This window comes from Rothia mucilaginosa (assembly GCF_049990865.1).
GTDB lineage: Bacteria > Actinomycetota > Actinomycetes > Actinomycetales > Micrococcaceae > Rothia > Rothia mucilaginosa_I.
Genome location: NZ_CP188231.1, coordinates 1,945,742 through 1,970,412 on the forward strand (window position 1 = coordinate 1,945,742; position 24,671 = coordinate 1,970,412).

The 24,671-nt window shown below is 59.2% G+C and carries 16 protein-coding genes; 9 read left to right on the forward strand and 7 right to left on the reverse strand.

Annotated elements, in window-relative coordinates; all coding sequences use genetic code 11:
• The first annotated feature begins 128 nt into the window (after positions 1 to 128).
• The 5 genes from ACP3RB_RS07600 to nadE all read left to right on the forward strand — a co-directional run bounded on the left by ACP3RB_RS07600 (position 129) and on the right by nadE (position 10,559).
• The gene (locus tag ACP3RB_RS07600; RefSeq protein ID WP_426698947.1) at positions 129 to 4,115 is read left to right on the forward strand and encodes a S8 family serine peptidase; all 3,987 of its coding nucleotides are present in this window, start codon (positions 129 to 131) and stop codon (positions 4,113 to 4,115) included.
• A 426-nt stretch (positions 4,116 to 4,541) separates the two neighbouring features.
• On the forward strand, positions 4,542 to 8,582 hold the full coding sequence (locus tag ACP3RB_RS07605) for a S8 family serine peptidase (protein ID WP_426698948.1): 4,041 nt from the start codon (positions 4,542 to 4,544) through the stop codon (positions 8,580 to 8,582).
• Positions 8,583 to 8,677: 95 nt separating this feature from the next.
• Positions 8,678 to 8,818, forward strand: coding sequence for a hypothetical protein (locus ACP3RB_RS07610; RefSeq protein ID WP_160311327.1), 141 nt, complete (start codon positions 8,678 to 8,680; stop codon positions 8,816 to 8,818).
• 364 nt (positions 8,819 to 9,182) lie between these two features.
• Positions 9,183 to 9,488 (forward strand): recombinase, encoded by a 306-nt coding sequence (locus ACP3RB_RS07615; protein ID WP_426698949.1) that lies wholly within the window; start codon positions 9,183 to 9,185, stop codon positions 9,486 to 9,488.
• Positions 9,489 to 9,725: 237 nt separating this feature from the next.
• Complete coding sequence (nadE, locus tag ACP3RB_RS07620; RefSeq protein WP_426698950.1) at positions 9,726 to 10,559, forward strand: ammonia-dependent NAD(+) synthetase; 834 nt, start codon at positions 9,726 to 9,728, stop codon at positions 10,557 to 10,559.
• A 99-nt stretch (positions 10,560 to 10,658) separates the two neighbouring features.
• Here the strand turns inward: nadE and ACP3RB_RS07625 are convergent, their stop codons facing one another.
• Together ACP3RB_RS07625 and ACP3RB_RS07630 are read right to left on the reverse strand one after the other, a co-directional pair.
• Positions 10,659 to 12,185 carry an MATE family efflux transporter gene (locus ACP3RB_RS07625; RefSeq protein WP_426698951.1) on the reverse strand — a complete coding sequence of 509 codons (1,527 nt, stop codon included), beginning with the start codon at positions 12,183 to 12,185 and terminating at the stop codon, positions 10,659 to 10,661.
• A gap of 328 nt (positions 12,186 to 12,513) precedes the next feature.
• A complete protein-coding gene (locus ACP3RB_RS07630; protein WP_426698952.1) occupies positions 12,514 to 14,154 on the reverse strand; it encodes a Na+/H+ antiporter in 1,641 nt (546 codons plus the stop codon).
• Positions 14,155 to 14,534: 380 nt separating this feature from the next.
• Between ACP3RB_RS07630 and pdxS the strand changes: the two genes are divergently transcribed.
• Both pdxS and pdxT read left to right on the forward strand, forming a co-directional pair.
• Positions 14,535 to 15,440: a pyridoxal 5'-phosphate synthase lyase subunit PdxS gene (gene pdxS, locus ACP3RB_RS07635; RefSeq protein ID WP_005507298.1), complete on the forward strand. Its 906-nt coding sequence runs from the start codon at positions 14,535 to 14,537 to the stop codon at positions 15,438 to 15,440.
• 115 nt (positions 15,441 to 15,555) lie between these two features.
• Positions 15,556 to 16,194 carry a pyridoxal 5'-phosphate synthase glutaminase subunit PdxT gene (gene pdxT, locus ACP3RB_RS07640; protein ID WP_426698953.1) on the forward strand — a complete coding sequence of 213 codons (639 nt, stop codon included), beginning with the start codon at positions 15,556 to 15,558 and terminating at the stop codon, positions 16,192 to 16,194.
• Positions 16,195 to 16,312: 118 nt separating this feature from the next.
• Here the strand turns inward: pdxT and ACP3RB_RS07645 are convergent, their stop codons facing one another.
• On the reverse strand, positions 16,313 to 16,978 hold the full coding sequence (locus ACP3RB_RS07645) for a hypothetical protein (RefSeq protein ID WP_426698954.1): 666 nt from the start codon (positions 16,976 to 16,978) through the stop codon (positions 16,313 to 16,315).
• A gap of 329 nt (positions 16,979 to 17,307) precedes the next feature.
• The gene (locus ACP3RB_RS07650) at positions 17,308 to 17,874 is read right to left on the reverse strand and encodes a hypothetical protein (RefSeq protein WP_315429151.1); all 567 of its coding nucleotides are present in this window, start codon (positions 17,872 to 17,874) and stop codon (positions 17,308 to 17,310) included.
• Positions 17,875 to 18,186: 312 nt separating this feature from the next.
• Between ACP3RB_RS07650 and ACP3RB_RS07655 the strand changes: the two genes are divergently transcribed.
• Positions 18,187 to 18,948 carry a hypothetical protein gene (locus ACP3RB_RS07655; RefSeq protein ID WP_426698955.1) on the forward strand — a complete coding sequence of 254 codons (762 nt, stop codon included), beginning with the start codon at positions 18,187 to 18,189 and terminating at the stop codon, positions 18,946 to 18,948.
• Between the two features lie 94 nt (positions 18,949 to 19,042).
• On the opposite strand, the gene ACP3RB_RS07660 is transcribed toward ACP3RB_RS07655, so the two are convergent.
• The 3 genes from ACP3RB_RS07660 to ACP3RB_RS07670 all read right to left on the reverse strand — a co-directional run bounded on the left by ACP3RB_RS07660 (position 19,043) and on the right by ACP3RB_RS07670 (position 22,096).
• Positions 19,043 to 19,390: a hypothetical protein gene (locus tag ACP3RB_RS07660; RefSeq protein ID WP_303965588.1), complete on the reverse strand. Its 348-nt coding sequence runs from the start codon at positions 19,388 to 19,390 to the stop codon at positions 19,043 to 19,045.
• Between the two features lie 273 nt (positions 19,391 to 19,663).
• Positions 19,664 to 20,971 (reverse strand): M18 family aminopeptidase, encoded by a 1,308-nt coding sequence (locus ACP3RB_RS07665; protein WP_426698956.1) that lies wholly within the window; start codon positions 20,969 to 20,971, stop codon positions 19,664 to 19,666.
• Positions 20,972 to 21,115: 144 nt separating this feature from the next.
• On the reverse strand, positions 21,116 to 22,096 hold the full coding sequence (locus ACP3RB_RS07670; RefSeq protein ID WP_426698957.1) for a CPBP family intramembrane glutamic endopeptidase: 981 nt from the start codon (positions 22,094 to 22,096) through the stop codon (positions 21,116 to 21,118).
• Between the two features lie 261 nt (positions 22,097 to 22,357).
• On the opposite strand from ACP3RB_RS07670, the gene ACP3RB_RS07675 reads away from it, so the two are divergent.
• Positions 22,358 to 24,520, forward strand: coding sequence for a hypothetical protein (locus ACP3RB_RS07675; RefSeq protein ID WP_426698958.1), 2,163 nt, complete (start codon positions 22,358 to 22,360; stop codon positions 24,518 to 24,520).
• Positions 24,521 to 24,671 lie beyond the last annotated feature (151 nt).

The window sequence follows — 24,671 nt, forward strand, 5'->3', positions numbered from 1 at the left end:
TGGTGGCGGTTTCACCGGCGGACGCACTCACTCGTCGTCTGCCGGTGGGGCCGCCTCCGCACATCACCGATATACAACCACAGAGCACACAGCATTACCGAAAAACAGATAATCCGAAGGAGGATTCCATGACAACGCCTCATGCGCCACGCCGCAGAATGAAGGCTGTCGGTGCGACCGGTTTGAGTGCGGCTCTTGCCCTGACTCTCGGCGTTCCCGCCACTTTCTCTGCAGCTCACGCTCAGAGCCCCCAGCAGGTCGAAGGAAATACTGCGAGCGCATCCGGTAACGCTGCTTCGCGTATCAGCCCGGGTCTGCAGAAGGCTGAAGGCCAGATCACCGTGTACGTGCAGTTCAAGGGCAAGGGTGCGTATGAGCAGACCCAGTCCGCGGCTGTTCTGGCACGTAAGGAGGCGCCGGCGAACCGTCAGGCGCAGGTGCAGGCTATTGCAGCCCAGGTGCAGTCGCAGGCTCAGTCTGTGGCGGCTGCTTCTGGTTCGAAGCTGATGTACACCACGCATAATGCGATGCGTGGTGCGGCGATTACTGGTGACGCTGCGCAGATTCGCGCGTTGGCGGAGCGCCCGGATGTGGAGCGTATTTCGCCGATTATCGCGAAGGAGCGCATGAACTCCGGTAGCGAGATTGATACGAAGACTCTTGCTACGTGGACTCGTGAGAATACGGGGTACACGGGTAAGGGCGTGAAGATTGCGGTTGTTGACTCCGGTGTTGACTATACGCACGCTGATTTTGGTGGCCCGGGTACGGTGGATTCGTACCTGAAGGCTAAGGCGATGACGGAGCTTCCGTCCGCTGATTCGGGTCTGATTGATCGTAATAAGTTCATTGGCGGCATTGACCTGGTCGGTGATGACTACAATGCGTCGGTGGCTGAGAAGTCGACTCCGCAGCCGGATAATAACCCGCTGGATTGCCGCCCGGATGGTTTCGGTTCTGGCGGTCACGGCACGCACGTGGCGGGTACTGCCGCCGGTTATGGTGTGACGGCGAACGGTACGACTTACCGTGGCGATTACAAGAACCTGACGGAGGAGCAGCTGAAGGGCATGTCCATTGGCCCCGGTACTGCTCCTGAGGCTCAGATTTTGGCGATTCGCGTGTTCGGTTGCTACGGCAATTCGAGTGTTGTGATGAAGGCGCTTGATACCGTGATGGACCCGAATGGTGACGGTGATTTCTCTGACCGCGCCGACATTGTGAACCTGTCGCTCGGTGGCGAGTTCGCCCCGGCTGACGACCCTGAGTCGTACATGATTAATACGATGGCGCGCCAGGGTGTGTTCACTGTCGCCGCTGCCGGTAACGCCAATAACTACAACGGTGTGGGTGACACCTACTCTGATTCGGGTAGCCCCGCGAATGCGGCTGCCGCACTGTCGGTGGCGAACGCCTACGGTTCGACTCAGCCGATTGACCGTGTCCGCGTGACCACGAAGACTGGTTTGGAGTGGTTGCAGGGTGATTATTCGGTGAACTTCGATTATTCGAAGGCGACCGCTGATCAGCTGCGCGGCGAGGTTGTTGCCGCGCCGGAACGTAACCGTTACGCTTGCGAGGCGTTCACCGCTGAAGAGGCGAAGGCTCTGAAGGGTAAGTGGGTTTACTTCGACTGGGATAAGGACGATTTGTCGTTCCCGTGCGGTTCGAAGGTGCGTTTCGATAACGTTCAGGCTGCTGGCGGTGTTGGCGTGGTGATGGCCGGTAAGGCTGAGCGTTACACCATCGGCATTGGTGGTAATGCGACTATTCCGGGTCTGCGTCTGACTGCTTCTTCGACGAAGGACCTGGAGAAGGCTCTGGCTGCCGGTCCGGTGACCGTTGAGATGAACCTGGACTACAAGGCTTCGGGTCGTAGCTCCCACTCGCACGCTTTTGACCTGAATTCTTCGAGCGCTCGCGGTCAGCACGGTTCTGACGGCTTCATTAAGCCTGACCTTGCGGCGCCGGGTACTGAGATTGTCTCTGCCGCTGTGGGCATGGGTAATAAGGGTGTGTCCTTCACCGGCACCTCCATGGCAACCCCGCATGTTGCCGGTATTGCCGCCCTGGTGATGCAGGCGCATCAGGATTACAACCCGCAGATGATTAAGGCTGCGCTGATGAACGGCGCGTCCACCCCGATTAAGAATGAGCAGGGTGCGCAGTACGCGGTGGATCGTGTGGGTACGGGCATGGTGAATGCTCGCGCCGCCGTGGACGCGAAGGTTATCGCGTACGATGCGAAGACCCCCGAGCGTGTTTCGACCGCGTTTGGTGTGCTGGAGTACACCCCTGATTCGGGTATTCAGACTGTTCAGCGTGAAATCGTGCTGGACAACACCGATTCGCAGGCTCACACCTACACTCTGAACTACGAGGCAAGCACGACCATCCCGGGTGTGGAGTACTCCTACCCGCAGCAGGTGAGCGTGGGTGCCGGTGAGCGTAAGAACGTGACCGTGACCGTGCGTATTGACCCGTCCAAGCTGGAGAAGACCATGGACCCGGCGATGAGCGCCGACCAGGTTGCTCAGGACTGGACGAACGGTAAGACTCTGGCTGCTGGTAAGCGCCAGTACATTGCGAGCGCTTCGGGTCGCCTGATTTTCTCTGAGAATGGCCGCGAGGCAATCCGCCAGTCGATTCACGTGGCACCGAAGCCCGTCTCGAAGATGCGCGTTGATGCGTCCCGCATTGATTACAAGGGTATTGCCGATAAGGAGTCCACGGTGACTCTGCGCGGTACGACCCTGAACCAGGGCGGTTACCGTTCGCTGCTGGGTGCCTTTGAGCTGGGTGCGGTCAGTGACCGTATTCCGTCCGGTCAGCTGAAGCTGCCGTCGAACCAGGCTGTTGACCTGCAGTACGTGGGTGCCGCCTCGGACGCTCCGGCGTTGAAGGCTGCGGGCAAGAACCCGAACGATGGTTCTCTGTTCTTCGGTATTTCGACCTGGGGCACTTGGGACAGCATGCACTGGGGCCGTCAGGTACAGGTTCAGATTGATACGAACAACGACTCCGCCGCAGATTACGTTCTGGAAGTGACCCGCGAGAAGGGTCTGGACTACCCGCTGGTGAAGGTCTGGTCCATCTCCGGTAACGCATCCACCGTGGTGGCTCGCTACCCGCTGAACAACGCCTGGGGCGACACCGACATCAACATCATGGACACCAACACCATGATTCTGGGTGTGCCGCTGAAGGACCTGGGCCTGACCGCTGAGAAGGCCCAGACCATCAAGTACACGGTGCAGACCGACACCTGGTACAACGATGGCAACCCCTACGTGGACACCACCTCGGCTATCGAGTACTCCCCCTTCAACCCCGGTGTTTGGTTCACCGGTGAGGAGTCGGGCGTGCCCGGCCTGTTCGTGGACCGTGACGGCGGTCAGCTGACCGTTCACCGCAAGAACAACAACAAGGAGCGTCAGGCTCTGTTCCTGCACATGCACAACGCGACCGGTGACCTGAGCGGCCGTAAGACCGCTAACGGTGTTGCCGCTGGCGACCGTGCGCAGGTCGTGAAGGTGGCTCGTACCATCCATGATGCACGTTTCACCGACGTTCCGGCGGATAACCAGTTCTACCGTGAAATCACGTGGATTGCTGCCCGTCAGATTGACCGCGGCTACCAGGACGGCACCTTCCGCCCGCTGAACAACATGGACCGCGCAACCATGGCTGCGTACTTCTACCGTATGAGCGGCTCGCCGCAGTACACCGCACCGTCCACCCCGAGCTTCTCGGATGTTCCGCTCAACCACCCCTACTACAAGGAGATTGAGTGGATGAAGGCTCAGGGCATCACGACCGGCTGGCCCGATGGTACGTACCGCCCGGAAGGTTCGGTGAACCGTGACGCGATGGCGGCGTTCTTCTACCGTTACGCGGGTTCGCCCGAGTACACTGCCCCCGCGCAGGCTCGTTTCACGGACGTTCCGACCGACAAGCAGTTCTACCGCGAGATTTCGTGGCTGGCTGAGCAGGGCGTGACCACCGGTTGGCCCGATGGTTCGTTCCGTCCCGTGGAGCCGGTGCACCGCGACGCTATGGCGGCGTTCGTGTACCGCTACAGCACGGGTGTGCTGAAGGAAAGCCCTGAAATTTAGGGGCACAGAATCTAAAAAACCCTGAGATCTAGGGTTTGTAAGGTTCTACCGCTGTAGGTGCTACCTCAGCAGGTTCTACCGAGGGAGCCGTACCGTTGCAGTTGATCTGCGGCGGTGCGGCTCCCTTTTTTGTGGCCGGGTGCTTTCTATTAACGCGTAATGTTCCGTAATACGAGTCTGACTAGGTTATATAAAGAATCGTTGAGACAATGAATGAAGGTTTCTTCATGACCGGCATGAACCTTGACGTTCACGCCGCATGGACACGCCGCACGGACACACTGGAAACGCAGTGCAGACGCACCGTAGCACTCGCGGTACGGAACCCCCGGCGCACCGCTCTCCGAGCAGAACCCACGGCACTGAAATCCCGGTGAAGAAACCGCTAAGAAACACACCTTCAATAAAAGAATCAAGGAGCATTCAGTGGCAACCTTCCCTGAAGCTACCCCCGCGCGAGCAGCCCGGCACACACAGCCGGGCCGCCTCAAGCAGCTGGCACGCAGCTGCGGCGCACTCACCCTGGGGCTCACCCTCGGGCTGACCGCCCTGCCGTTCGGTACCGCCGCCTACGCGGCACCGGGCGTAGTACGCGGCGCAGACCGGGACGCACCCCACCATGACACCGGCACCGGCGAGAACACCAACGAAGTTCTCTCCCCCAGCCTGGACGGCGCCACCGGCGAACGCGCCGTGTTCGTCCGCTTTAAGGGTCAGGGCGCGTACGCCCAGACCCAGCCGGACGCGGTCCGCTCCCGCGCGCAGGCACCCGTCAACGCGCAGGCACAGGTGCAGGCGATTCGCGCCAGCGTGCAGCAGCAGGGCGCCTCCGCGGCGAAGGAATCCGGGGCGCAGGTCCTGTACACCACCCACAACACGATGCGCGGCGTGGCGCTCTACGGTAACGTCGAGCAGATTCGTGCGCTCGCAAACCGCGACGATGTGGAACGCATCAGCATCATTGAGGACATGGCACCGCAGAACAGCGGCACCCTCCTCGATACGGACACGCTCTCCGTGTGGGCAAAGAGCCCGGCGAACCCCGCCTCCACCGGTTACACCGGCAAAGGCGTGAAGATTGTCGTGCTCGATACCGGTATCGACTACACTCACGCCGATTTGGGTGGCCCCGGCACCCAGGAGGCCTTCGAGAAGGCGAAGGCATCCGACACGATTCCCGAGGGCAGCTACGATCCGAAGAAGTTCCTCGGCGGCTACGACCTGGTCGGTGACGACTACAACTCCGCTAAGAAGGAAACCTCCACCCCGCACCCGGACGCTAACCCGCTCGACTGCGGCGGCCACGGCAGCCACGTGGCGGGCACCGCGGCAGGCTACGGCGTGAACGCGGACGGTTCGACCTTCCACGGCGACTACTCCAAGCTCACCGAAGAGCAGCTTAAGGACATGAAAATTGGCCCCGGCTCCGCACCGGACGCCCAGCTGATTGGTCTGCGCATCTTCGGTTGTAAGGGCACCACCGCGTTCGTCCCCAAGGGCCTGGACCGCGTGCTCGACCCCAACGACGACGGCGACTTCTCGGACCGCGCCGACATCGCAAACCTGTCACTCGGCAACGAGTTCGGCGTGTTCGATGAGACCGTGAACTACGCGGTCGGCTCCCTCTACCGTGAGGGCATCCTCTCCGTGGTTGCAGCGGGTAACGCCAACAACTACAACGCCGTGGGCGACACCTACTCCAACTCGGGTGGCCCCGGCACCAGCGCCTACGGCCTGACCGTGGCGAACTCCATCGGCTCAACCCAGCTGGTGGACCGCGTGAAGATTCTCGCCCCCGCGAACGAGGCGGACACCTACGGCGACTACTCGGTGAACTTCGACTACTCGAAGGCGACCGAGGAGCAGCTGCGCGGCACGGTGGTGCGTGCCGCCTCCCGCAACCGCTACGGCTGTGAAGCATTCACCGAAGAGGAAGCCGCCGCCCTGAAGGGCAAGTGGGCTCTCATCGACTGGGCGGACGCTGACGGCTCCGCACCGTGCGGTTCGAAGGTGCGCTTCGACAACCTGCAGGCGGCGGGCGCAACCGGCGTGGTGCTCACCTCGAACACTGAGGTCGGTGACACCGCTATCGGCGGTAACTCCTCCATTCCGGGCGTGCGCCTGGCAAAGAGCCAGGTGGAACGCCTTTCCGCGCAGATTGATTCGGGTGAGCTGACCCTGCAGCTCGGCGAGAACCTGCGCGACTCGATTCGCGTGCCCAACGGCAAGCTGGATCAGGCGAACACCTCCACCGCGCGTGGTCTGCACGGTTCGCACGGCATCACCAAGCCGGACGTTGCGGCACCGGGCACGAATATTTCCTCCATCGAGGTTGGTAGCGGTACCGGTTCGAGCGTGAAGACCGGTACGTCCATGTCCACGCCCTTTGTTGCCGGTGTTGCGGCGCTGATTATGCAGGCGCACCCGGAGTACGGTCCGCGCATGCTTAAGACCGTCATCATGAACACCGCCGACCACCACATGCAGGACGCCTGGGGTAACCCCTACGCGGTGGACCGTGTGGGTACCGGCCGCATTAACACGCGTGCGGCGGTGGCTGACCGCGTCATGCTGTTCAACGCGGCACGCCCCGAACAGGTTTCTGACACTTTCGGCGTGCTCGAGTACACCCCGAACGCCGGCGTGCAGACCCTGCAGCACCGCGTGAGCGTCGAGAACACCGACTCGGTGGCGCACACCTACACCCTGAACTATGAGGGCAGCACGAGCATCCCGGGTGTGGAGTTCTCCTACCCGCAGTCCGTGTCTGTGGGCGCCGGTCAGAAGGCAACGTTCACCGTGACCGTGCGCATTGACCCGTCGAAGCTGGAAAAGACCCGCGACCCGTCCATGTACCCGAACCAGGATTCGGTGAACTACTCGACCGGTACGGTGACCATTTCGGGCGCCCGCCAGTACATTGCGAGCGCTTCGGGCCGCCTGATTCTGACCGATGCTGACTCCTCGGCTGCGGTGAAGACCCTGCGCATGCCCCTGCACGTGGCACCGAAGCCTGTCTCCGCGATGCGTGTGGCTGGCTCCGATATCGCCTTCGATGCGGAGGGTTCCGGCGCGACCGAGCAGCCCCTGACCCTGCAGGGTACCGCAGTGGATCAGGGCGGTTACCGCTCCCTGCTGGGTGCCTTTGAGCTGGGCGCTTCGAGCCCGCGCATCCCGACCGCGAAGCTGGGTGTGGGTTCGGATTCCCGCATGGACCTGCAGTACGTGGGTGCCGCCTCGAACGTGGCGGAGTTGAAGGCAGCCGGTGCGGACACCTCCGACGCGCGCCTGTCCTTCGGTATTTCCACCTGGGGTAACTGGCAGGAGGTGACCCCGCGCGGCACCTACTACGTGTTCGTTGATACCAATAAGGACGGCACGAGCGATTACCGTCTGCAGACGGTGCGTGAGAAGGGCCTGGACTACCCGCTGGTGAAGGTTTCTAAGCGCAGCAACGGCAAGTGGGTGGCGATCGAGAACGCTCTGTACCCGCTGAACGGCACCTGGGGTGATACGGACACCAACATCATGGATTCGAACACCCTGGTGATGACTGTTCCGCTGAGCGTTCTGGGTCTGGACCCGAACGCCGAGTCCACTGAGATTTCGTACTCGGTGACCACTTCTAGTGCGTTCTCCGCTACGACCGTGGTTGATACGACTGATTCGGTGGCGTTCAACTATGCGACGCCGAAGCTGTGGTTCAGCGGCGATTCGGCGGGCGTGCCGAACCTGTTCGTGGATGCGCCGGAGACTCAGCTGGTGGCGCACCGTAACGGCGACGCAAAGAACGTTTCTGCCCTGTTCCTGCACATGCACAACGCGACCGGCGACCTGTCCGGTACGAACGGTGCGGCGGGTGAGCGTGCGCAGGTTCTGCGTGTCTCGTCGAACTCTGAGGATACCGCCGCGAGCGCACACTTCAAGGATGTTCCGGCGGATTACCCGTTCGTGAATGACATTAACTGGCTGGCTCAGCGTCGTATTACGACCGGCTACCCGGACGGCACGTTCCGCCCGAATGGTTCGGTGGAGCGTGGTGCGATGGCGGCGTTCTTCTACCGTATGGCGGGTTCACCGCAGTTCACTGCACCGAGCACTCCGAGCTTTAAGGATGTGCCGCGTGATCACCCGTTCTATAAGGAGATTGAGTGGATGCGCGCCCGCGGTATTACGACCGGCTGGTCGGATGGTACGTTCCGCCCGAATGCTGCGGTGAACCGTGACGCTATGGCGGCGTTCTTCTACCGTTTTGCGGGTTCGCCGGCGTATTCGGCTCCTGCGGTGTCGCCGTTTAGCGACGTGTCGGCCGGTAGCCAGTTCTATCGTGAGATTTCGTGGCTGGCTGAGCAGCGTATTACGACGGGTTGGGCTGATGGTTCGTTCCGTCCGGTTCAGCCGATTGAGCGTGGCGCGATGGCGGCGTTCTTGCACCGCTATAACGTGCGTGTGCTGAATAACCGCTAGTCGGATGCGGATGTGAGGGCCGTGTCGGAGTGGAGTTTTCTGCCCCGGCACGGCCTTTTCTGTGGGCTGTTATGTCTGCGGCGTAGACTTAACTTATGCGTGAGTTACAGGTTCAGAACGGCGAGGATGAGACGCTGTCAGCTATCCAGGATGCCCTCAATCAGGAGGAGCTTCTGAACGCGGCGGCGGACTTCGTTGATCGCTATGAGAGCGTCTTTGAAAATCTAAGCCACTGATATTCCTTCGAAAGAAATACCCCGGTAAACACCACAAGTCCTTAAAACCCACATAAACCCAAGTAATTTTTATGAAAATATTTCATAAAAACCACAGAAAAGCACAAAATCAAACATATTTCAATGTAGTGCAATATGTGATATTTTCAACAGTATTTTTCCGGGATTAATCCACTCCAAATCTGCTAATCTATGAAACACAACACACCGTTAATTTTTCGATTTATTATTAGGAGGAAATTATGTCTAATATTTTTTCCAATCTTCGCTGGGGCATCTTGCCCTTGGTTACTGGATCTCCCGAGGCAATTCTGGCAGGTGTGGGCTATGCAGGTCTTCGATGCATTATGGGGCGTTGATACTCATGGCAAAAAATAAAGAAGCCCTCTACGACGAGCTTGTTGACATACAGAACAAGATTGATCACCACCCAATGATTTCTGGGCCTCACGCCGAAGCTAGTAGCCTTGTTGAAATCATGAAAGAACAGGGTTATTCACATGAAGAGATTGAAAAATCCCTCAAAGACCAAGGACTTCCAAGTATTGTCGATATTGGCAAAAATACTATTAGCGGGATGTTTAGCCTTTGGTGGCTTAACTATAAAAAGAATAATATAGAAGCATCAATTGAAAAAATTATCCGCAAGGAAGGTCGTCGAAAAAATTAATATACCTAAATTAATTTAATTCTATTAAGCATATAATTTATTTTTGATACCAGTTTCCGTTCTAGCTAAATACCCCCGGGGGATGCTGTACGCATCTGCCGGGGGTATTTGCTTGCCTCACCCTGCCCGAGGTGGGCTAGTTAGCGCGGGCGGGTCTGAACGCACCGTGTGGAACACTACCTCGCCTCCCTCGGCGGTTCACCGCACGGGCTATAAGGTGGAGCGTACACTTAAGTCATGCGTGAATTACAGGCACAGATCATCCGTGAAATGGGCGTCAAGCCCAACATGACCGAAGAGCAGGCACGCGAAGAAGTGGAGCGCCGCATCCAGTTCATCTGCGACTACCTGGAAGCCACCGGAAGCCGCGGCCTGGTACTGGGCATCAGCGGCGGCATCGACTCCACCCTGGCAGGTCGCCTCTGCCAGCTGGCGGTGGACCGCCTCAACGAGCGCGGCCGCACCACCGAGTTCGTGGCGGTGCGCCTGCCCTACCGTGTGCAGCACGACGAAGAGGACGCGCAGGAGGCGCTACGTTTCATCCAGCCCACCCGCTCCCTGACCTTCAACATTGCCGAAGCCGTGGACGGTTTCGACAGCGCCTACACTGCCGCGACCGGCAAGCAGATCAGCGACTTCAACAAGGGCAACGTGAAGGCGCGCGCCCGCATGATCGCCCAGTACGCGATTGCTGGCGACCCCGGCTACCTGGTGGTCGGCACCGACCACGCGGCGGAGTCCATTACCGGCTTCTTCACGAAGTTCGGTGATGGCGGCGCGGACCTGCTGCCGCTGTACGGCCTGAATAAGCGCCAGAACCAGCTGTTGCTGCGTGTTTTGGGTGCGTCTGAGCGTCTGTGGGCTAAGCCGCCGACTGCTGACCTGCTGGACGGCGTGCCCGGCCGTACCGATGAGGATGAGCTGGGTCTGACCTACCCGCAGATTGACGACTACCTGGAGGGTAAGGAAATCGACGAGGCGGCGGCGGAGAAGCTGGAGCAGATTTACCTGCGTAGCCGCCACAAGCGCACTACCCCGGTGACGATTTTTGATTCGTGGTGGAAAAACTAGGCGGAAGAACTAGCGCCTCCACTAGCGTAGAAACCAACGCAAAAGCCCCAGCTCCTTTGATGGAGCCGGGGCTTTTGCTATGTTTTTGCAGACCGAGGATTATGCCTTCTGTTCGGGCTGTGCAGCGGTAGCCTGGGCAGCCTGGGCATCAGATTCCTCAGAACCTTCAGCTTCTACCTCAGGCTCAGCCGGGGGTACCTTCGCACCGCCCGTGGCGAGGAACAGCACCAGACCCAACGCGCAGGCGAGCACCTGGGTGAAGGGGAACGCCCAGGTCAGGCCCTTAAAGCCGAACCACATGTTGCCGAAGTACACGGCGGGGAAGAACAGCAGCGCAATGCCGAGGGTCATCAGCATTGCCGGGCCGCCCTTACCGGCCGCCTGGAACCAGGACACAAACACGATGCTGACCGCGTTGAACACGGCGGCGAGCATGAGCGCGACCATGACCTCTTCACCGGTGGAGACCAGGCGCTCATCACCAACCACGGCGAGCAGTTCGCGGCGGAAAATCAGCACCGGAATGGTGATGGCCGCGGAGGTAATAACCGACAGGATCGTTGCGGTGCGCAGCGCCTGCTTCACGCGGGCGCCGTTGCGGGCACCGTACGCGTAGGCGTACAGCGGGATACCGCCCATGCACAGGCCCATACACAGCATTTCGGGCACCATGTTCAGGCGCATTGCCAGGCCAAACGCCGCCACGGTGTCATCACCGTAGGAGGCGGCGAGGTTGTTCAGCAGCAGGGCGGCGAAGATCAGGTTCAGGCTCTGAATGAGCTCAGCGGCACCGACCGCAACCACGGGCTTAATGATGGCGGGGTCGAGGGAGAAGTCGCGGATGTTCGCGGAGAAGTTCTCGCTCTGACGCATCAGGAACAGCAGGTAGTACAGCATGGACGCGCCGTTAGCCAGTAGCATCGCCCAGCCGGAACCGGCAATACCCATGCCCATGATGGCAATGAACAGCACGTCGAAGATGCAGGTGACGACGGTGCCGACAATAATGCCGTACATGGACTGCTTGGCGTAGCCCTCGGAACGGACCAGCTGTTCGAGGGTGAACATGCCAATGGCGAGGGGCGCTCCGAGGAACATGAGGTGCACGTAGATGCGGGTCGGCTCGTAGGAGCCGCCGGAGGCGCCCATGATGCCGGTAATCGGGTCGGCAAGGATGAAGCCGATAATGGCGGCGATAGTGCCTACACCGAGTGCCGAGTAGAGCGCGAAGGAGGTGACGCGGTGGATTTCGTGGGCGGGCTGGCCCTCACCGAGCTTGCGGGAGGCGAGGGTGGAGGCGCCCAGACCGAACAGGCCCGCGATTGCCATGATGACGCCGAAGACGGGCACGCCGTAGCCGGTGGCGGCGAGCTCTTCGACGCTGCCGTAGTGGCCGACGAAGTAGGAGTTCACCACGTTGTAGATGCTGGTGATGGCAAGGCCAAGCGCCATGGGCACGCCGAGGGAGAGGAGCGCCTTGAGGATGGGGGCGTCTTTGAGCAGGTAGATGTTCTGCGGGTCTTCGCTTGCGCCGTGCGGGCCGTGGGGTCCGTGTCCTGCGGCGGATGCAGTGTTGTTGGGTGCGCCGTTTTTGGGCGCGGTGTTTTCAGTCTGGTGGGACGTCATAGGTTCCTTGGTCTGCGTGGTCCGGTCACTTGTGTGCGTCAGATAGACGGCTGATGTCCGCGAGTGTGCGGGTGCCGGGGTGCCCGAAGTGTCTTGCTCGTTCCCTGCGCCGTTGAGGCTTCCGCGTGGGGGTGAGTGCGGGCGTAACTTTTATATTTTACCGATGTTCAGCGCGGGTGGGTAGATGCTCATCGTGAGCAAAACCTGTTGTTGCACGGGGTGCACAGACGCGGTGGCACCATAAAACAGCGAGGCGCCCCTCCCCCGCTGTTCGGGGTGGGACGCCTCGCCTCATACATATTGCGCATATCGCACGTAAGAGCGTGAACTATTCGAGCTCAATCGGGCCGAGCACGCGCATCACCTCAATGTCCAGGCGTTCCTGGATTTGGTGCAGTATGTTCGTGTCGATTCTGCCTTCGTCGCGCAGACGCTTGAGAACGTCGCGCTGAACTTCGAGCACGCCCAGGCGCAGTTCCTTTTCCTTTTCGTTCGCTTCGAGCACCTTCAGCACGTTCTCGGGGGTGTCCTCGCCGTGTATGTGCAGGGTGTGCAGGTTGCGGTACATACTCATGTGGAACATGTGCTCTTCCGCGATGCGGTCGATGACTTCCTGCGGGGCGTTGATGCGTCCACCGATTTCCTGGATGGAGTCGAAGGACTCAGCAATCATGGTGCGGATCGCTTCGTTCTTCTCTTCTTCTTCTCTGTTGTCGACCGGCAGGTTCGCCCAGCGAATCACGGCGGGCAGCAGCATGCCCTGCACGACCATGGAGCACAGCACCACACCGGACACCACGAAGATTACGAAGTCGCGGTATTCAACACTCGCCGGGATGGACAGCGCCACCGCCAGGGACACGCCGCCGCGCAGACCCGCCACAGTGGAGAGGACGCGGCCGCGGTGAGTGTCACGCATGGTGCGCTGCTTTTTACGGCGGTCCAGAAGATGAACCATGAAAATGTAGATTTGCAGGAATACGTAGCGGATGACTACGCAGGCAATCCAGACAACCAGCACAACGAGCAGGCCGTAGCTCCAGGTGGTGCCGTAGAGGTTAATGGCGACACCCATACGTTCCACGGCGGTGGGCAGCTGCACACCGACCATGACGAACAGCACGGCGTTCATGACGAAGGTGACGAACGCCCAGATGGGCAGACTGTAGGTGCGGTTCTGCGGGCGGATAGTTTCCGGGCTGTAGTAGGTGAGGAAGAACGCCGCAACCACGACAGCAACCACGCCGGAGCCCTTCATATCGGGGAAAGGCTCGATCTTCTCCGCAAGCAGGAATGCGATGAAGGGCACGGTCAGCACGAAGCAGCTGAACCACATCGGGTTGTCGATGTGGGCACGAATCTTGTTGGCTACCCAGCCGACCGCCAGACCGACCAGAATACCGATGAGGAAGGAGAAGAAGAACATGCCGCTGGAGTGGCCGAGGGACAGTCCCTGACCGGCGGCTACCTGCAGCGCGAGGGTCAACAGCACGAGGGTCGTGCCGTCGTTGATGAGCGCCTCAGCCTTGAGGGTGGTGATGGAGGACTTGGGCAGTTTACCGTTGAGGGTTGCGACAGCGACGGCGTCGGTGGGTGCGAGCGCCACACCGATGAGCAGTGCCGCACCCCAGGCGCTCACGCCGGTGAGCTCGTGCAGAATCCCGGCGACGCCGAAGGCGGTCACAATGACCAGCAGGGTTCCGGTGAGGATAATGCCGCCGATGCGGTTGCGCGCTTCACGCCATGAGGTGTTGCGGGCTTCCCAGAAGAGCATGACGGGCAGGAAGATTTCGAGGATGACGTGCGAGGGCAGGCCAATACTCTGAACTTCGTGCAGTTCGTGGGCGGGCATAATGCCGATAGCCAGGCCAATGAAAATCAGCACGATGGCGGGGGTGATCCGCGTTTTGTGTGCGATTGCGCTGCCTACGAGGACAGCGAGGGATAGTGCGATAACGACTTCGAGCATGCTGTTCCTTTGCTTGGGCGCAGGGGTACTACGCTCGGGTGCTGATATGAGTGCCCCGGCTCAGTTCCTGGTGCGCTACACGGTCTGTGAATGTGTTGATGTGCCCTGCGAGCTCTTGTTCGAGGTGGCGTTCACGCCGCTGGTGAGCGCCTACCCGCGGTGCCCGTGCGCAGGGTTCTACCGGGTTAAAGAATATACCTGCGGTTTTATCCCCTGCGCTCGCCGGCGGGTCTGCTCAGTCCACGAACTGCCCTACTCTGACCGCTTTTCATGACGTTTTGTGTCATTCTGACGTGAACTTCGGGTCGTACTGTGTCAGAGAACAGAAATTCCGCCTCCATGAGTGCGCGCGAACACTCAGAACGTGAGAAGATAAGGTCATGACTGATAACAACACCGTAACCGGCAGCCCGCTTGTTAAGCGCGGCCTTGCCGACATGCTCAAGGGCGGCGTCATCATGGACGTCGTCACCCCCGAACAGGCTAAGATCGCTGAAGATGCTGGCGCTGTTGCCGTCATGGCTCTCGAGCGCGTTCCCGCGGATATTCGTGCGCAGGGCGGCGTGGCTCGTATGTCTGACCCGGACATGATTGAGGGCATCATTGATGCCGTTTCGATCCCGGTCATGGCGAAGGCACGCATCGGCCACTTCGTTGAGGCTCAGATTCTGGAGACCCTGAAGGTCGACTACATTGACGAGTCCGAGGTTCTTTCCCCCGCTGACTACGTGAACCACATTGATAAGCACCAGTTCAAGGTTCCGTTCGTGTGTGGTGCTACCAACCTGGGTGAGGCGCTGCGCCGCATCACCGAGGGTGCCGCTATGATCCGCTCGAAGGGCGAGGCTGGTACCGGTGACGTCTCTGAGGCGACCAAGCACATCCGCACCATTAAGCGTCAGATTGCTGAGCTGCAGGGCCTGTACAACACCATGCCTGATGAGCTGTACGTGAAGGCTAAGGAACTGGCTGCACCGTACGAGCTGGTTCGTGAGGTTGCTCAGACCGGCAAGCTGCCCGTGGTCATGTTCACCGCTGGTGGTGTGGCTACCCCCGCTGACGCTGCAATGATGATGCAGCTCGGTGCTGACGGCGTGTTCGTTGGTTCCGGTATCTTCAAGTCGGGCGACCCGGTTGCTCGTGCGAAGGCTATTGTGAAGGCTACCGCTTTCTACAATGACCCGGAGAAGGTTGCTGAGGCTTCTCGCGGCCTGGGTGAGGCTATGGTCGGCATTAACGTTGCTGACATTCCGGCACCGCACCGCCTGGCGGAGCGCGGCTGGTAATTCGTGCGCGCACCCCGCATTCGGGGTGAGTGTTTGATGAGGAGGTGGGGTTCGCTGAGGCGGGTCCCACCCTCCTTGTGTTTGTTGTGTTTGTTGTTTTGTGAAGGGAGCGGTGATGGTTGAGAAGGTTCAGCCTACCGGTGTTTTGCCGGGTGAGGGTTTGACGGTTGGTGTTTTGGCGTTGCAGGGCGGCGTGCGTGAGCACGCATTGATGCTGGAGTCCCTGGGTGCGCAGGTGCGTTGGGTGCGTACCGGTGAGCAGCTTGAGGGCCTGGATGCGCTGGTTCTGCCCGGTGGTGAGTCGTCGACGATTGACCGTTTGACCCGTATTTTTGGTGTGCGTGAGCCGCTGATTGAGGCGATTTCTTCGGGTCTGCCGACTCTGGGTACGTGCGCTGGTCTGATTATGCTGTCGAAGCGTATTGATGATCCGGCGCCGGGTCAGCAGTCGCTGGGTGTTTTGGATGTTTCGGTGGGTCGTAACGCTTTTGGTTCGCAGGTTGATTCTGCGGAGGTGCGCCTGCCGTGGCTGACTCCTGCCGGTGATGAGGTGGTTATTGATACGGCGTTTATTCGTGCGCCGATTGTGACCGGCACCGGTGAGGGGGTGCAGGTGACGGCTCGTCATGAGGGGAAGATTGTGGGTGTGCGTTCGGGCAACCTGATCGGTATTTCTTTCCACCCGGAGGTTACGGGCGATACGACCGTGCATGAGGAGCTGCTGGCTCTGGCACGCGAGGTGAAGGGCGAGTAGCCCCTCCCCCCCCCCCCAAAAAAATAAGCCCGTTGAGGACCGTTTAAAGAGTTGTGGCGGTGACCGTTGTTCGGTCACCGCCACAACTATTTTTGAGGGAGCTTATGCGTGAGTGGGTTTATGGGCGGGCGCTACTGGGGGTTTGGGGCTGGGTCTTCCACTGCTGGTAGGCGCTCGTGGCGAGGAAACGTGCACGGTTTGCGTCGCTGCGCGTCTTGATGTCTGCGGGGGCTACCTCGTACCACTTTTCGTAGAGACGAATAATCATCTCGGGGTAGGCGGCTTCTTCCAGGTCTGCGCGGTGGGGGATGAATTCGTTGCGGTCCTTGATGTCTCGGTACTCGCTACCTGCGAAGGGGTCGGTGACTCCGGTGCTGGGGTGGGCGTTGTAGGCATCGATGTTTTGAACGTATTCGGGGAGGGTGCTGCGCCCTGCTTTGAGTGCTGCGTGGCATTTGCTGTCGATTTCGCTGGGCTCGATGATGTGGGCGCCGTCTGCGAGGATGTTCCGGTACTGGATGTACGCGGGGTATTGTTCATCGGTGCGCGGGACGGGCTTGGCGGCTTCTGCTGATGCGGCAGCTTCAGCAGAGTATGAGGAGCAGCTGACGCTTGGCGTGGTGCTTGCCGTTGCTGAGGCGCTCGCCGTGGAGGGCGAGGAGGTGCTGCTTGCCGCGGTGTTCGCACCACCGCAGGCGGCAAGGAGCAGGGGCAGGATTGAGAGAGCGGCACCGTATCGCAGTGCGCTATAGCGGGAGTTGGGGGTCCTAGAATTCAGGGCCATAATGTCACCTCATTGTGGGCTGGAGCATACCGAGTTGACCCTCACTATACGGGCAATTTTGATATATGGTCAAGAGAAAAATATGTTTATTTTTTAAAATCCAACATCTCGAAAGAAAATCAAAAAACAAGCATGTTTAACGTCTTGACCTGCGTAAACACGGAGACTATCGGGCTCTTGAGGTAGGTACAGCGCCAAGACACCAGCATCAGATATTGTTATTTGCCCGATCATCAGCAGAAGCCAACATGCCCAAAGGAGCACGATCAGAGTGCCCATCATGGAACCTCGAACTCCGTAAGAGCCTGCACCTCGACGGCCCAAAGCTTCTACAGGAGATAGTAGATAAGTCCCCTAACGTATTCCCAGAGCAGTACCGAGATGACGCACTGCGCAACGAATGCGGCTATAGCTGCGGCGGTTGGCACCCAATAGCTCCGCTTAGAACATGCAATAAAAACTGCTATAAAAATAACGCATGAGACAATATCGGGACCCAAGAGAATGAATGCCTGTAAATCATATGGCCACAATATTCCATGCATATATTCTGTAGGGACTTTACATGAACTTAAGATATTGCCTTTTAAAATTCCATAAGTCCCATACATTTTAAAAACTAAATATAGCGAGGCAATCCAAAAAATTCCTATACGAAGCTTGATACCCAACCATATACTAAAAATCTGCCACAAGCCAGCTAATACAACTCCCACCACAAAGAAGGGTATATAGTCGAAATAGCTACCTTGCCACCCATCACATGGCGAGACAAATCCATTGAACTCTGTATACAGGCTAGTTGGGAAAATATAGAAAAATTGCAATACAATGAGAAATAAGATATACAAAATTATTTTCTCATTTACGGCGAACATCTTATATGTAGAATTCATGATGCCATTTCCTTTCAGTAGCATAAAAAGCTAGTAGCGGAACACCGAACGCATAGCCTCAATGTTGTTTTTCTTATCCACTAAGCCCAAAAGCCAATACTGGGATGAGTAGGCGACCCGCAAAGCCTCCGCACTCTTACCCCATCTACCGCATATTTAAGCAGGTCAACACCTTAAGACTACTGGGTAGCATACCTTGCGTCTAGAGTGTTGGTTTTAAAAATGAGATGGTATTTTCCATTGACCGCATATCAAATATTGGGGTATGTTTAGACGCAATATATCGTTCCATCCCTCTTGTGAGGTGGTCCCATGACCCAGACCCCTGTTTTTCTTTCGTTCCGTTCTCTTTCGTTTCGTTCCGGCGGTCTACGACGCGGTGCCGCGTTGGCGATTCTTCCCTTGCTGCTTGCCTCCTGCGGTAGCTCCACCAGCACGGCATCAAACACTCCCGCACCCTCGAACACGACCGTGACTTCCTCCCCGTCAGCAACAAGTGCCACCGGGTCCGCCTCCTCTTCCGCGGCGAAGAAGAGCTCCACCCCCTGCCTTGAACCTGACGAAGCCGCGAAAGCTGAAACCCTCAAGCAGCAGGAAGCCATCAGCGCCGACCGCGGAACAGCGCTCCCCTCCTACGTCTCTGCGCGGCATGTTGTGCGCAACCAGGCGAACTTCCCCACCCGCGCCGAAGCTGAATCAGCGGGAGCCGAGTGCCTGGCACTGTACGAGAAGAACAAGACCGATCACGCCTACGCCGCGGCATGGGTGCGCGCTATCGATGACAATAACGTGGCAAGCGGAAAGGTAGCCTCCGGCCCGCGCGCTGACATCCAGAGCGCAGACCCCTACAAGGCAAGCAACTACGTCGATATTCGAGAGGGTAAGGAGTACTTCCCGACCCGACAGGAGCTGCTCGCGGCAAACTACCCTGAGAACTACATTGTTGCTTTTGAGTTGTGGGCACAGCAGGCACCCGCCGATGTGAAGCAGAAGAGCGACGCGAACCGTGCGGCCGCTCAGGATACTCGCTGGTCTGAGGTGGTAACCCTGCCCAGCCCCGACAACCCTGTCTAATCGAACCCCGTCTAATCTGAGTCTGTCTCATCTTAAAAATAGTTGTGGCGGTGACCGAACAACGGTCACCGCCACAACTGTTATAGGGTGCAGGTTAGGGTAGGAGCGCCAACCCAAACTCAATAATGATTAGCGCGACAGCACACGCGAAGAGTACCCCACGCGGCACATTGAACTTCTGCCAGAGATCATACAGCTGGCTGGGAATCAACCAAATAACGCACGCCCGAAAGGCAAGCGTCGTCAGGGGGCCACCCCACTGAATAATCATCAGGGCAAGAGCAAAACTCAGGCTGAGCATATCCAGGATGCGCCGGTGCTTTCGCACTTGCTCCCTCTCCTTCTGATAGCCAGGGTTGTTTAGCAACCTTGGTGGTGCTTTTTTCAGCTGACCCACAATGACCAAAACCACTAGCAGGAACACAGAAATATCGAAGAACATGGGAACCGCCTTTCAAATTGGGGTTCGCTCGCTACGCCGGTTACGAGCTGATGGCGCACCATTATTGGTGAAAATTTCTCAAAAACAAGTAATGTGCAACACGCATATTACGTATTGTGGGTTACTTTACAGCAAACATGAACCCTATTCAAGAGGTAAACACTCCCCCCCCCCCCGAAAAATTTTGAAAAATTTTTTAAAAGATATGGGCGCCGGGAACCTTAGGTTCCCGGCGCCCACTCCCCAGCTGCTCATACCTCAGCGGGGTTCAATTTAGAGGCGGAAGAAGCCTTCCACCGCGCGAGTCATGTACGCCATATCGTCCACATGGCACATCTCGCGCATCGAATGCATCGACAGCAAACCAATGCCCACATCCACCGTGCGCATACCCAGACGGGTCGCCGTAATCGGGCCAATCGTCGAACCACACGGCATATTGTTATTCGACACGAACTCCTGATACGGCACACCAGCCTTCGCGCACGCCGCCGCAAACACGCCAGCACCCACCGAATCCGTTGCGTAACGCTGGTTCGCGTTAATCTTCAGCAGCGGGCCACCACCGGGCAGCGGCTGCACGGTCGGGTCGTGGTGACCCTGATAGTTCGGGTGCACCAGGTGACCGGCATCAGCCGACAGGCAGAACGACGCCGCCACCGAACGGCGGTACTCCTCCGTGCTCTCACCGCGCGCAGCGGACAGGCGCACCAGAATATCCTCCAGGAACGGGCCAGCCGCACCACTACGCGACTCAGAGCCAAGCTCCTCGTGGTCGAAAGCCGCAAGCATCACAGTCTCGGTGGCGTGCTCGTCCGCGTTATCTGCAACGTAACGCTCCAGCGCGGTCAAACCAGCATGCACCGAAGACAGGTTATCCAGGCGACCGGAAGCGAACAGCTCCTGATCCGCACCAAAACGGCGCGGCGGCTGCGAATCAGCGAACAGCAGGTCGTAACCCACAATGCTCTGCGGGTCGACCGGCTCACCGTCAATCACGTGCTTCGCCATGTAGCCGAGCACGTCGTTCTCCGCCGGATCCACACCCCACACGGGGTACATGTTGAACTGCTTGTCCAGCACCAGTTCGTTGCGCTTGTGGTCCAGGTGCGGCGCCAGCTGCGGGATGCGCGCAATCGGGCCGGTGCACACCAGACGGTCCTTCAACTCCCCGCCCTCAAGGACGGTGAGGCGGCCCGCCACGCACAGTTCGCGGTCCAGGAAAGAGTTCAGCAGTGCACCGCCGTAGTTCTCAACAGCGATCTGGTGCCAGCCCTTCGTGGTGATGGAGGAGGAGGGCTTGACCTTCAGGGAGGGCGAGTCGGTGTGCGCACCCAGCACGCGGTAGCCGCTTGCCTTCTGCGCCTTCGCGCCGCCAGCCCAGGCGATAATCGCGCCATCGCGAACGACGAAGTGGCGGCCGGTTGCCACCTGCGGACCCCATGCTTCGGTCTCTACGAGCTCGGTAAAGCCTGCTGCTTGCAGGCGGCGCGCTACCGTGCGCGCGGCAAGGTACGAGACCGGCGAATCCGCCACGAATGCAGCGAGGTCTTCAATATTCTTTACAGCATCAACAGTCATGGTTTAACCCTACCTTTTCTTGGGTGTTGACGGGGTGACCCGGGCCGATAATCCACGCGGTGTGGAGTATGAGCCCTGGTGAGGCTCGCATGGAGCGGGACAGGCGGGTTGGGGTAGCCGAGCTAGCCCAGCCCACCGCACCCTTTAGTTATCAACCTTGATCGGTTGTGTTTCACGTGAAACCACGCCACGGCGAGCGCGTGCGTTGAAGATCAGGCAGGCGAGCACCACGTACAGGCCTTCCAGTGCGATACCCTGTAGCGCATCCACGGGGGTCACACCCTCGGAGGCGAAGGGATCCATGCCAGCCACCATGGACAGCAGCATCAGGATCACGTTATTTGCCACGTGCAGGCTGATGGAGGCTTCCAGGCCGCCGGTGTACCAGCAGAGGAAACCAGCATAAATACCCATCGCAAGAATCGTGCTCTGACCCCAGGGGTCGTAGGCGTGGGAGAGCATGAACAGCACTGCGGGTAGCACAATCGGCAACCAGGGGGTGCGGACCCAGCGGCCAAGCATCTGCATCATGAACCCGCGGTAGGCGAGCTCTTCGGCGTAGCACTGGACGGGCACGAGGAGCAGCATCATCGCCACATAAACCCAAAATTCAACCTGTGGAGGTTGAAAATAGCGGTATTCGGGCAGGCTCGCACCGCTCACCGCCAACGCTACGGCGTAGTAGATGCCGTAAACCGCAAAGCTCAAACCCAGATACGGAAGCAGCAGCGAGCGGCGCAGGCGGCCCGCCACCGAATGAATCAGACCCCAGGGCTTAGGGCCCACAACCAGGCGCGCAATAAAGAGCGAAGGCACAATGGCGATGAGGGAGAGGAAGGTCAGCGCGAACAGCGCCGGGTGTTCCATAATGACGGCGCGGTTCGTAGCTACATCCTGGAGGGAAACTCCCGAACCCCTAACTGCCATAAACAGGGCAACTGAAATCATCAGGTTGAGGCCAATAAATACGGCGACGCCGAGCAGACCTTCCAGCAGGGGTGAGAACCAGCGGGATTTCGGGTCGGCGTGGGAGAGACGGTGGTAGGCAAGACCGGCAGGCGCAGTCGCAGTCGCGGGGGTTCCGGCGACTACCTGCGGGGGTGCGGGGGGCGGTGTCGTGTTCATTCTTTAATCCTAGCCTCAGCCTTTACTCCTAGTCTCAGCGGGTTCGGTGGTGACCGGGCATGCGGAAACCTTCAAGTACTGATTGATACGGAATGTTTCAAAACCATTGAAAAAGCCGTGAATACGGTCAAAAACCCACCATTCACGGGGTTCATTTTCTGAACCTATGCCATAATTTGTAGCGATAATACGCTCATATACATAGTCGCTGATGACCGCTCTTCCGGGGTGTTTTTTCAGCACCAGAAAGGCTGCTTTCTTATGGCACTCGTCTTCAATCCGCCGCCCAACTGGCCCGCTCCTCCTGCCGGATGGGCCCCCACTCCTACGTGGCGTCCTGACCCCGCGTGGGGTCCCGTTCCTGAAGGTTGGCAGCTGTGGGTCGAAGAGCCCGAGCCTGAACCCATTCAGGTTGAAGAGGCCACTATTGAGCCGCTGATTCCCGAGGAGCCCGCTGCTGAGGTGGCTCCCGCTGAACAGGTTGCTGAGCAGGTTGTTGAGGCGCCCACGGCTGAATCTGTTGAGGCTGAGCAGCCCGCCGAGGTTGCGGCACCGCTGACCGTTGAGGACGTTGACCTGGAGCAGCTCGCCGCTGAGCTCGAAGGTGAGCAGATCGTCGAGGTCCCGGAGGTGGCAGCACCCCAGGCTGAGGCATCCCCCATTGAGGCATCCCACGCTGAGGCGCAGCAAGTAGAGGCACCCGCAGCTGAGTCCGCTGAGGAGTCCTCCGAGCCCAAGCCGATGCGTCACCTGACTCAGGTTCCGCTGACCGGCACCACTCTGCCCGAGCAGGTTCTCGCGTCCCAGTCTTCCGCAGAAGAGCCTGTAGTTGCTGAGCCCGCCGCTGAGGCTGTTGAAGCTCCCGTAGCGCCGGTTGTCGAGCCTGTTGTTTCTGAGCCTGTTGTTGCTGAGCAGGCTGCTTCCGAGCAGCACGTTGTTGAGGCTCCCGTTGCTGAGCCGGTAGTTTCCGAGCCCGCAGTTGCAGAGCCCGCTGTCGTTGAGCCCGCAGTTGAGCCCGTCGCCGAGGTTGCTCCCGAGGCACCGGCGGCTGCTGAACCGGTCGCTGAGGCTCCCGTTGCTGAAGCCCCCGTTGCTGAGGTTCCCGCCTCCACCGAAGGGGCTCCGCACACCATCGAGAGCTCCCCGCTCGTTGAGTTCCACACTCCGGAAACCGAGCGCACCGTCAACCTGTCCGAGCGTACCGTGAACCTCTCTGAACAGCCCGGTCAGAACGTGCAGGGCGGCCAGAACGCACAGTTCATTCCGGCGGGTCAGGCACCGAACGGCTTCCAGCCGAACCAGGCTGATGGTTTCCAGGGCCAGAACTTCCAGGGTGGCCAGTACCAGGGTCAGGGCTTCCAGAGCGACCAGAACGCGCAGGGCGGTCAGAACGTCCAGGGCGGTCAGTACCAGAACAACCCCTACCAGGGTCAGCCGTACAACGCTCAGCAGCCCTACGCGGGCCAGGTGTCCGATCAGGACCAGGCAACCGTGGCGCTGAGCAACCCCTACGTCACCGAGCCCGCAGATCAGGGCGAGGACGGCTCCGAGAAGAAGGGCCTGTTCTCGGGCACCAAGATTTGGGGTGTTATCGGTGGTGCGCTGGCTCTGCTGATTGTTCTCATCCTGGCGATTGTCATGCTGATTCCGCGTGGCGGCTCGACCCCCACCTCCGGTTCTTCCGAGTCTGCGAGCGCGGCGGCTACTTCCGCTGAGGCGTCCTCCGCGGCGGCAGCATCCTCTGAGGCTTCTTCCGCAGCACCCGCATCTGAGAGCGCGGCAGCGGCTTCGGCTTCTTCGGCAGCACCGGTCGCTGCTGCTGAAGCGAAGATGCCCGAGGGTGAGTTCAAGGAATACAAGAAGACCGTCACCGACAACAAGGACACCATCGAGATTGAGAAGATCAAGGGCGATGTGTCCGCAGGCCTGCTCTACTACGAGTTCAAGCCCGCAGACGGTGTGGTTAACGCCTTCATCTCCAGCCGTGATGAGAAGGGCAACAGCAGCGCAGGTGTGAGCGTTATCGACTCGACCCGCGACGGCAAGGAGCTCAAGGGCACCGCATGGATCGACGCGAGCGGCCACTCCACCCCCACCCGCAAGCTGGACCTGACCGGTAAGGGCGAATGGACCATCCGCGTCTACGATGCAGACTCCGCACCCAACTACAAGAAGGGTGAGAAGTTCCAGAGCACCATGAACCACTACGCTTTCACCTACGAAGGCACCGAGGCGACCATGGAGTTCCAGACCAGCGGCCCGACCACCCGCGGCTTCAGCGTTCTGAACGCGACTAAGAACGACCCGTTCTTCTCCTCGACCCTGTCGCCGGTGAAGAGCAGCATTCAGTGGGTTCAGAGCAACAAGAGCTACCTGCAGGTTCGTACCGACTCCAACGTTACCTGGAGCATCGGCACTAACTAGCGGCTTGGCTGACTAGGTCAGCAGGCCGAGCATAGAAGTATCCCCCGCATCCGAAGAGGTGCGGGGGATACTTTTATGCCGGAATATTTTTATGCCCGGAGACTATGCTCTGAGGCTGTCCGGCGGGCTTACGCCCCTGCTGGAGGCGCCC

Coding starts and splice junctions, on each gene's coding strand:
- ACP3RB_RS07600 (WP_426698947.1), top strand. CDS start 129: ATGACAACGCCTCATGCGCCACGCCGCAGAATGAAGGCTGTCGGTGCG.
- ACP3RB_RS07610 (WP_160311327.1), top strand. CDS start 8,678: ATGCGTGAGTTACAGGTTCAGAACGGCGAGGATGAGACGCTGTCAGCT.
- ACP3RB_RS07615 (WP_426698949.1), top strand. CDS start 9,183: ATGGCAAAAAATAAAGAAGCCCTCTACGACGAGCTTGTTGACATACAG.
- nadE (WP_426698950.1), top strand. CDS start 9,726: ATGCGTGAATTACAGGCACAGATCATCCGTGAAATGGGCGTCAAGCCC.
- ACP3RB_RS07625 (WP_426698951.1), bottom strand. CDS start 12,185: ATGACGTCCCACCAGACTGAAAACACCGCGCCCAAAAACGGCGCACCC.
- ACP3RB_RS07630 (WP_426698952.1), bottom strand. CDS start 14,154: ATGCTCGAAGTCGTTATCGCACTATCCCTCGCTGTCCTCGTAGGCAGC.
- pdxS (WP_005507298.1), top strand. CDS start 14,535: ATGACTGATAACAACACCGTAACCGGCAGCCCGCTTGTTAAGCGCGGC.
- pdxT (WP_426698953.1), top strand. CDS start 15,556: ATGGTTGAGAAGGTTCAGCCTACCGGTGTTTTGCCGGGTGAGGGTTTG.
- ACP3RB_RS07645 (WP_426698954.1), bottom strand. CDS start 16,978: ATGGCCCTGAATTCTAGGACCCCCAACTCCCGCTATAGCGCACTGCGA.
- ACP3RB_RS07650 (WP_315429151.1), bottom strand. CDS start 17,874: ATGAATTCTACATATAAGATGTTCGCCGTAAATGAGAAAATAATTTTG.
- ACP3RB_RS07655 (WP_426698955.1), top strand. CDS start 18,187: ATGACCCAGACCCCTGTTTTTCTTTCGTTCCGTTCTCTTTCGTTTCGT.
- ACP3RB_RS07660 (WP_303965588.1), bottom strand. CDS start 19,390: ATGTTCTTCGATATTTCTGTGTTCCTGCTAGTGGTTTTGGTCATTGTG.
- ACP3RB_RS07665 (WP_426698956.1), bottom strand. CDS start 20,971: ATGACTGTTGATGCTGTAAAGAATATTGAAGACCTCGCTGCATTCGTG.
- ACP3RB_RS07670 (WP_426698957.1), bottom strand. CDS start 22,096: ATGAACACGACACCGCCCCCCGCACCCCCGCAGGTAGTCGCCGGAACC.
- ACP3RB_RS07675 (WP_426698958.1), top strand. CDS start 22,358: ATGGCACTCGTCTTCAATCCGCCGCCCAACTGGCCCGCTCCTCCTGCC.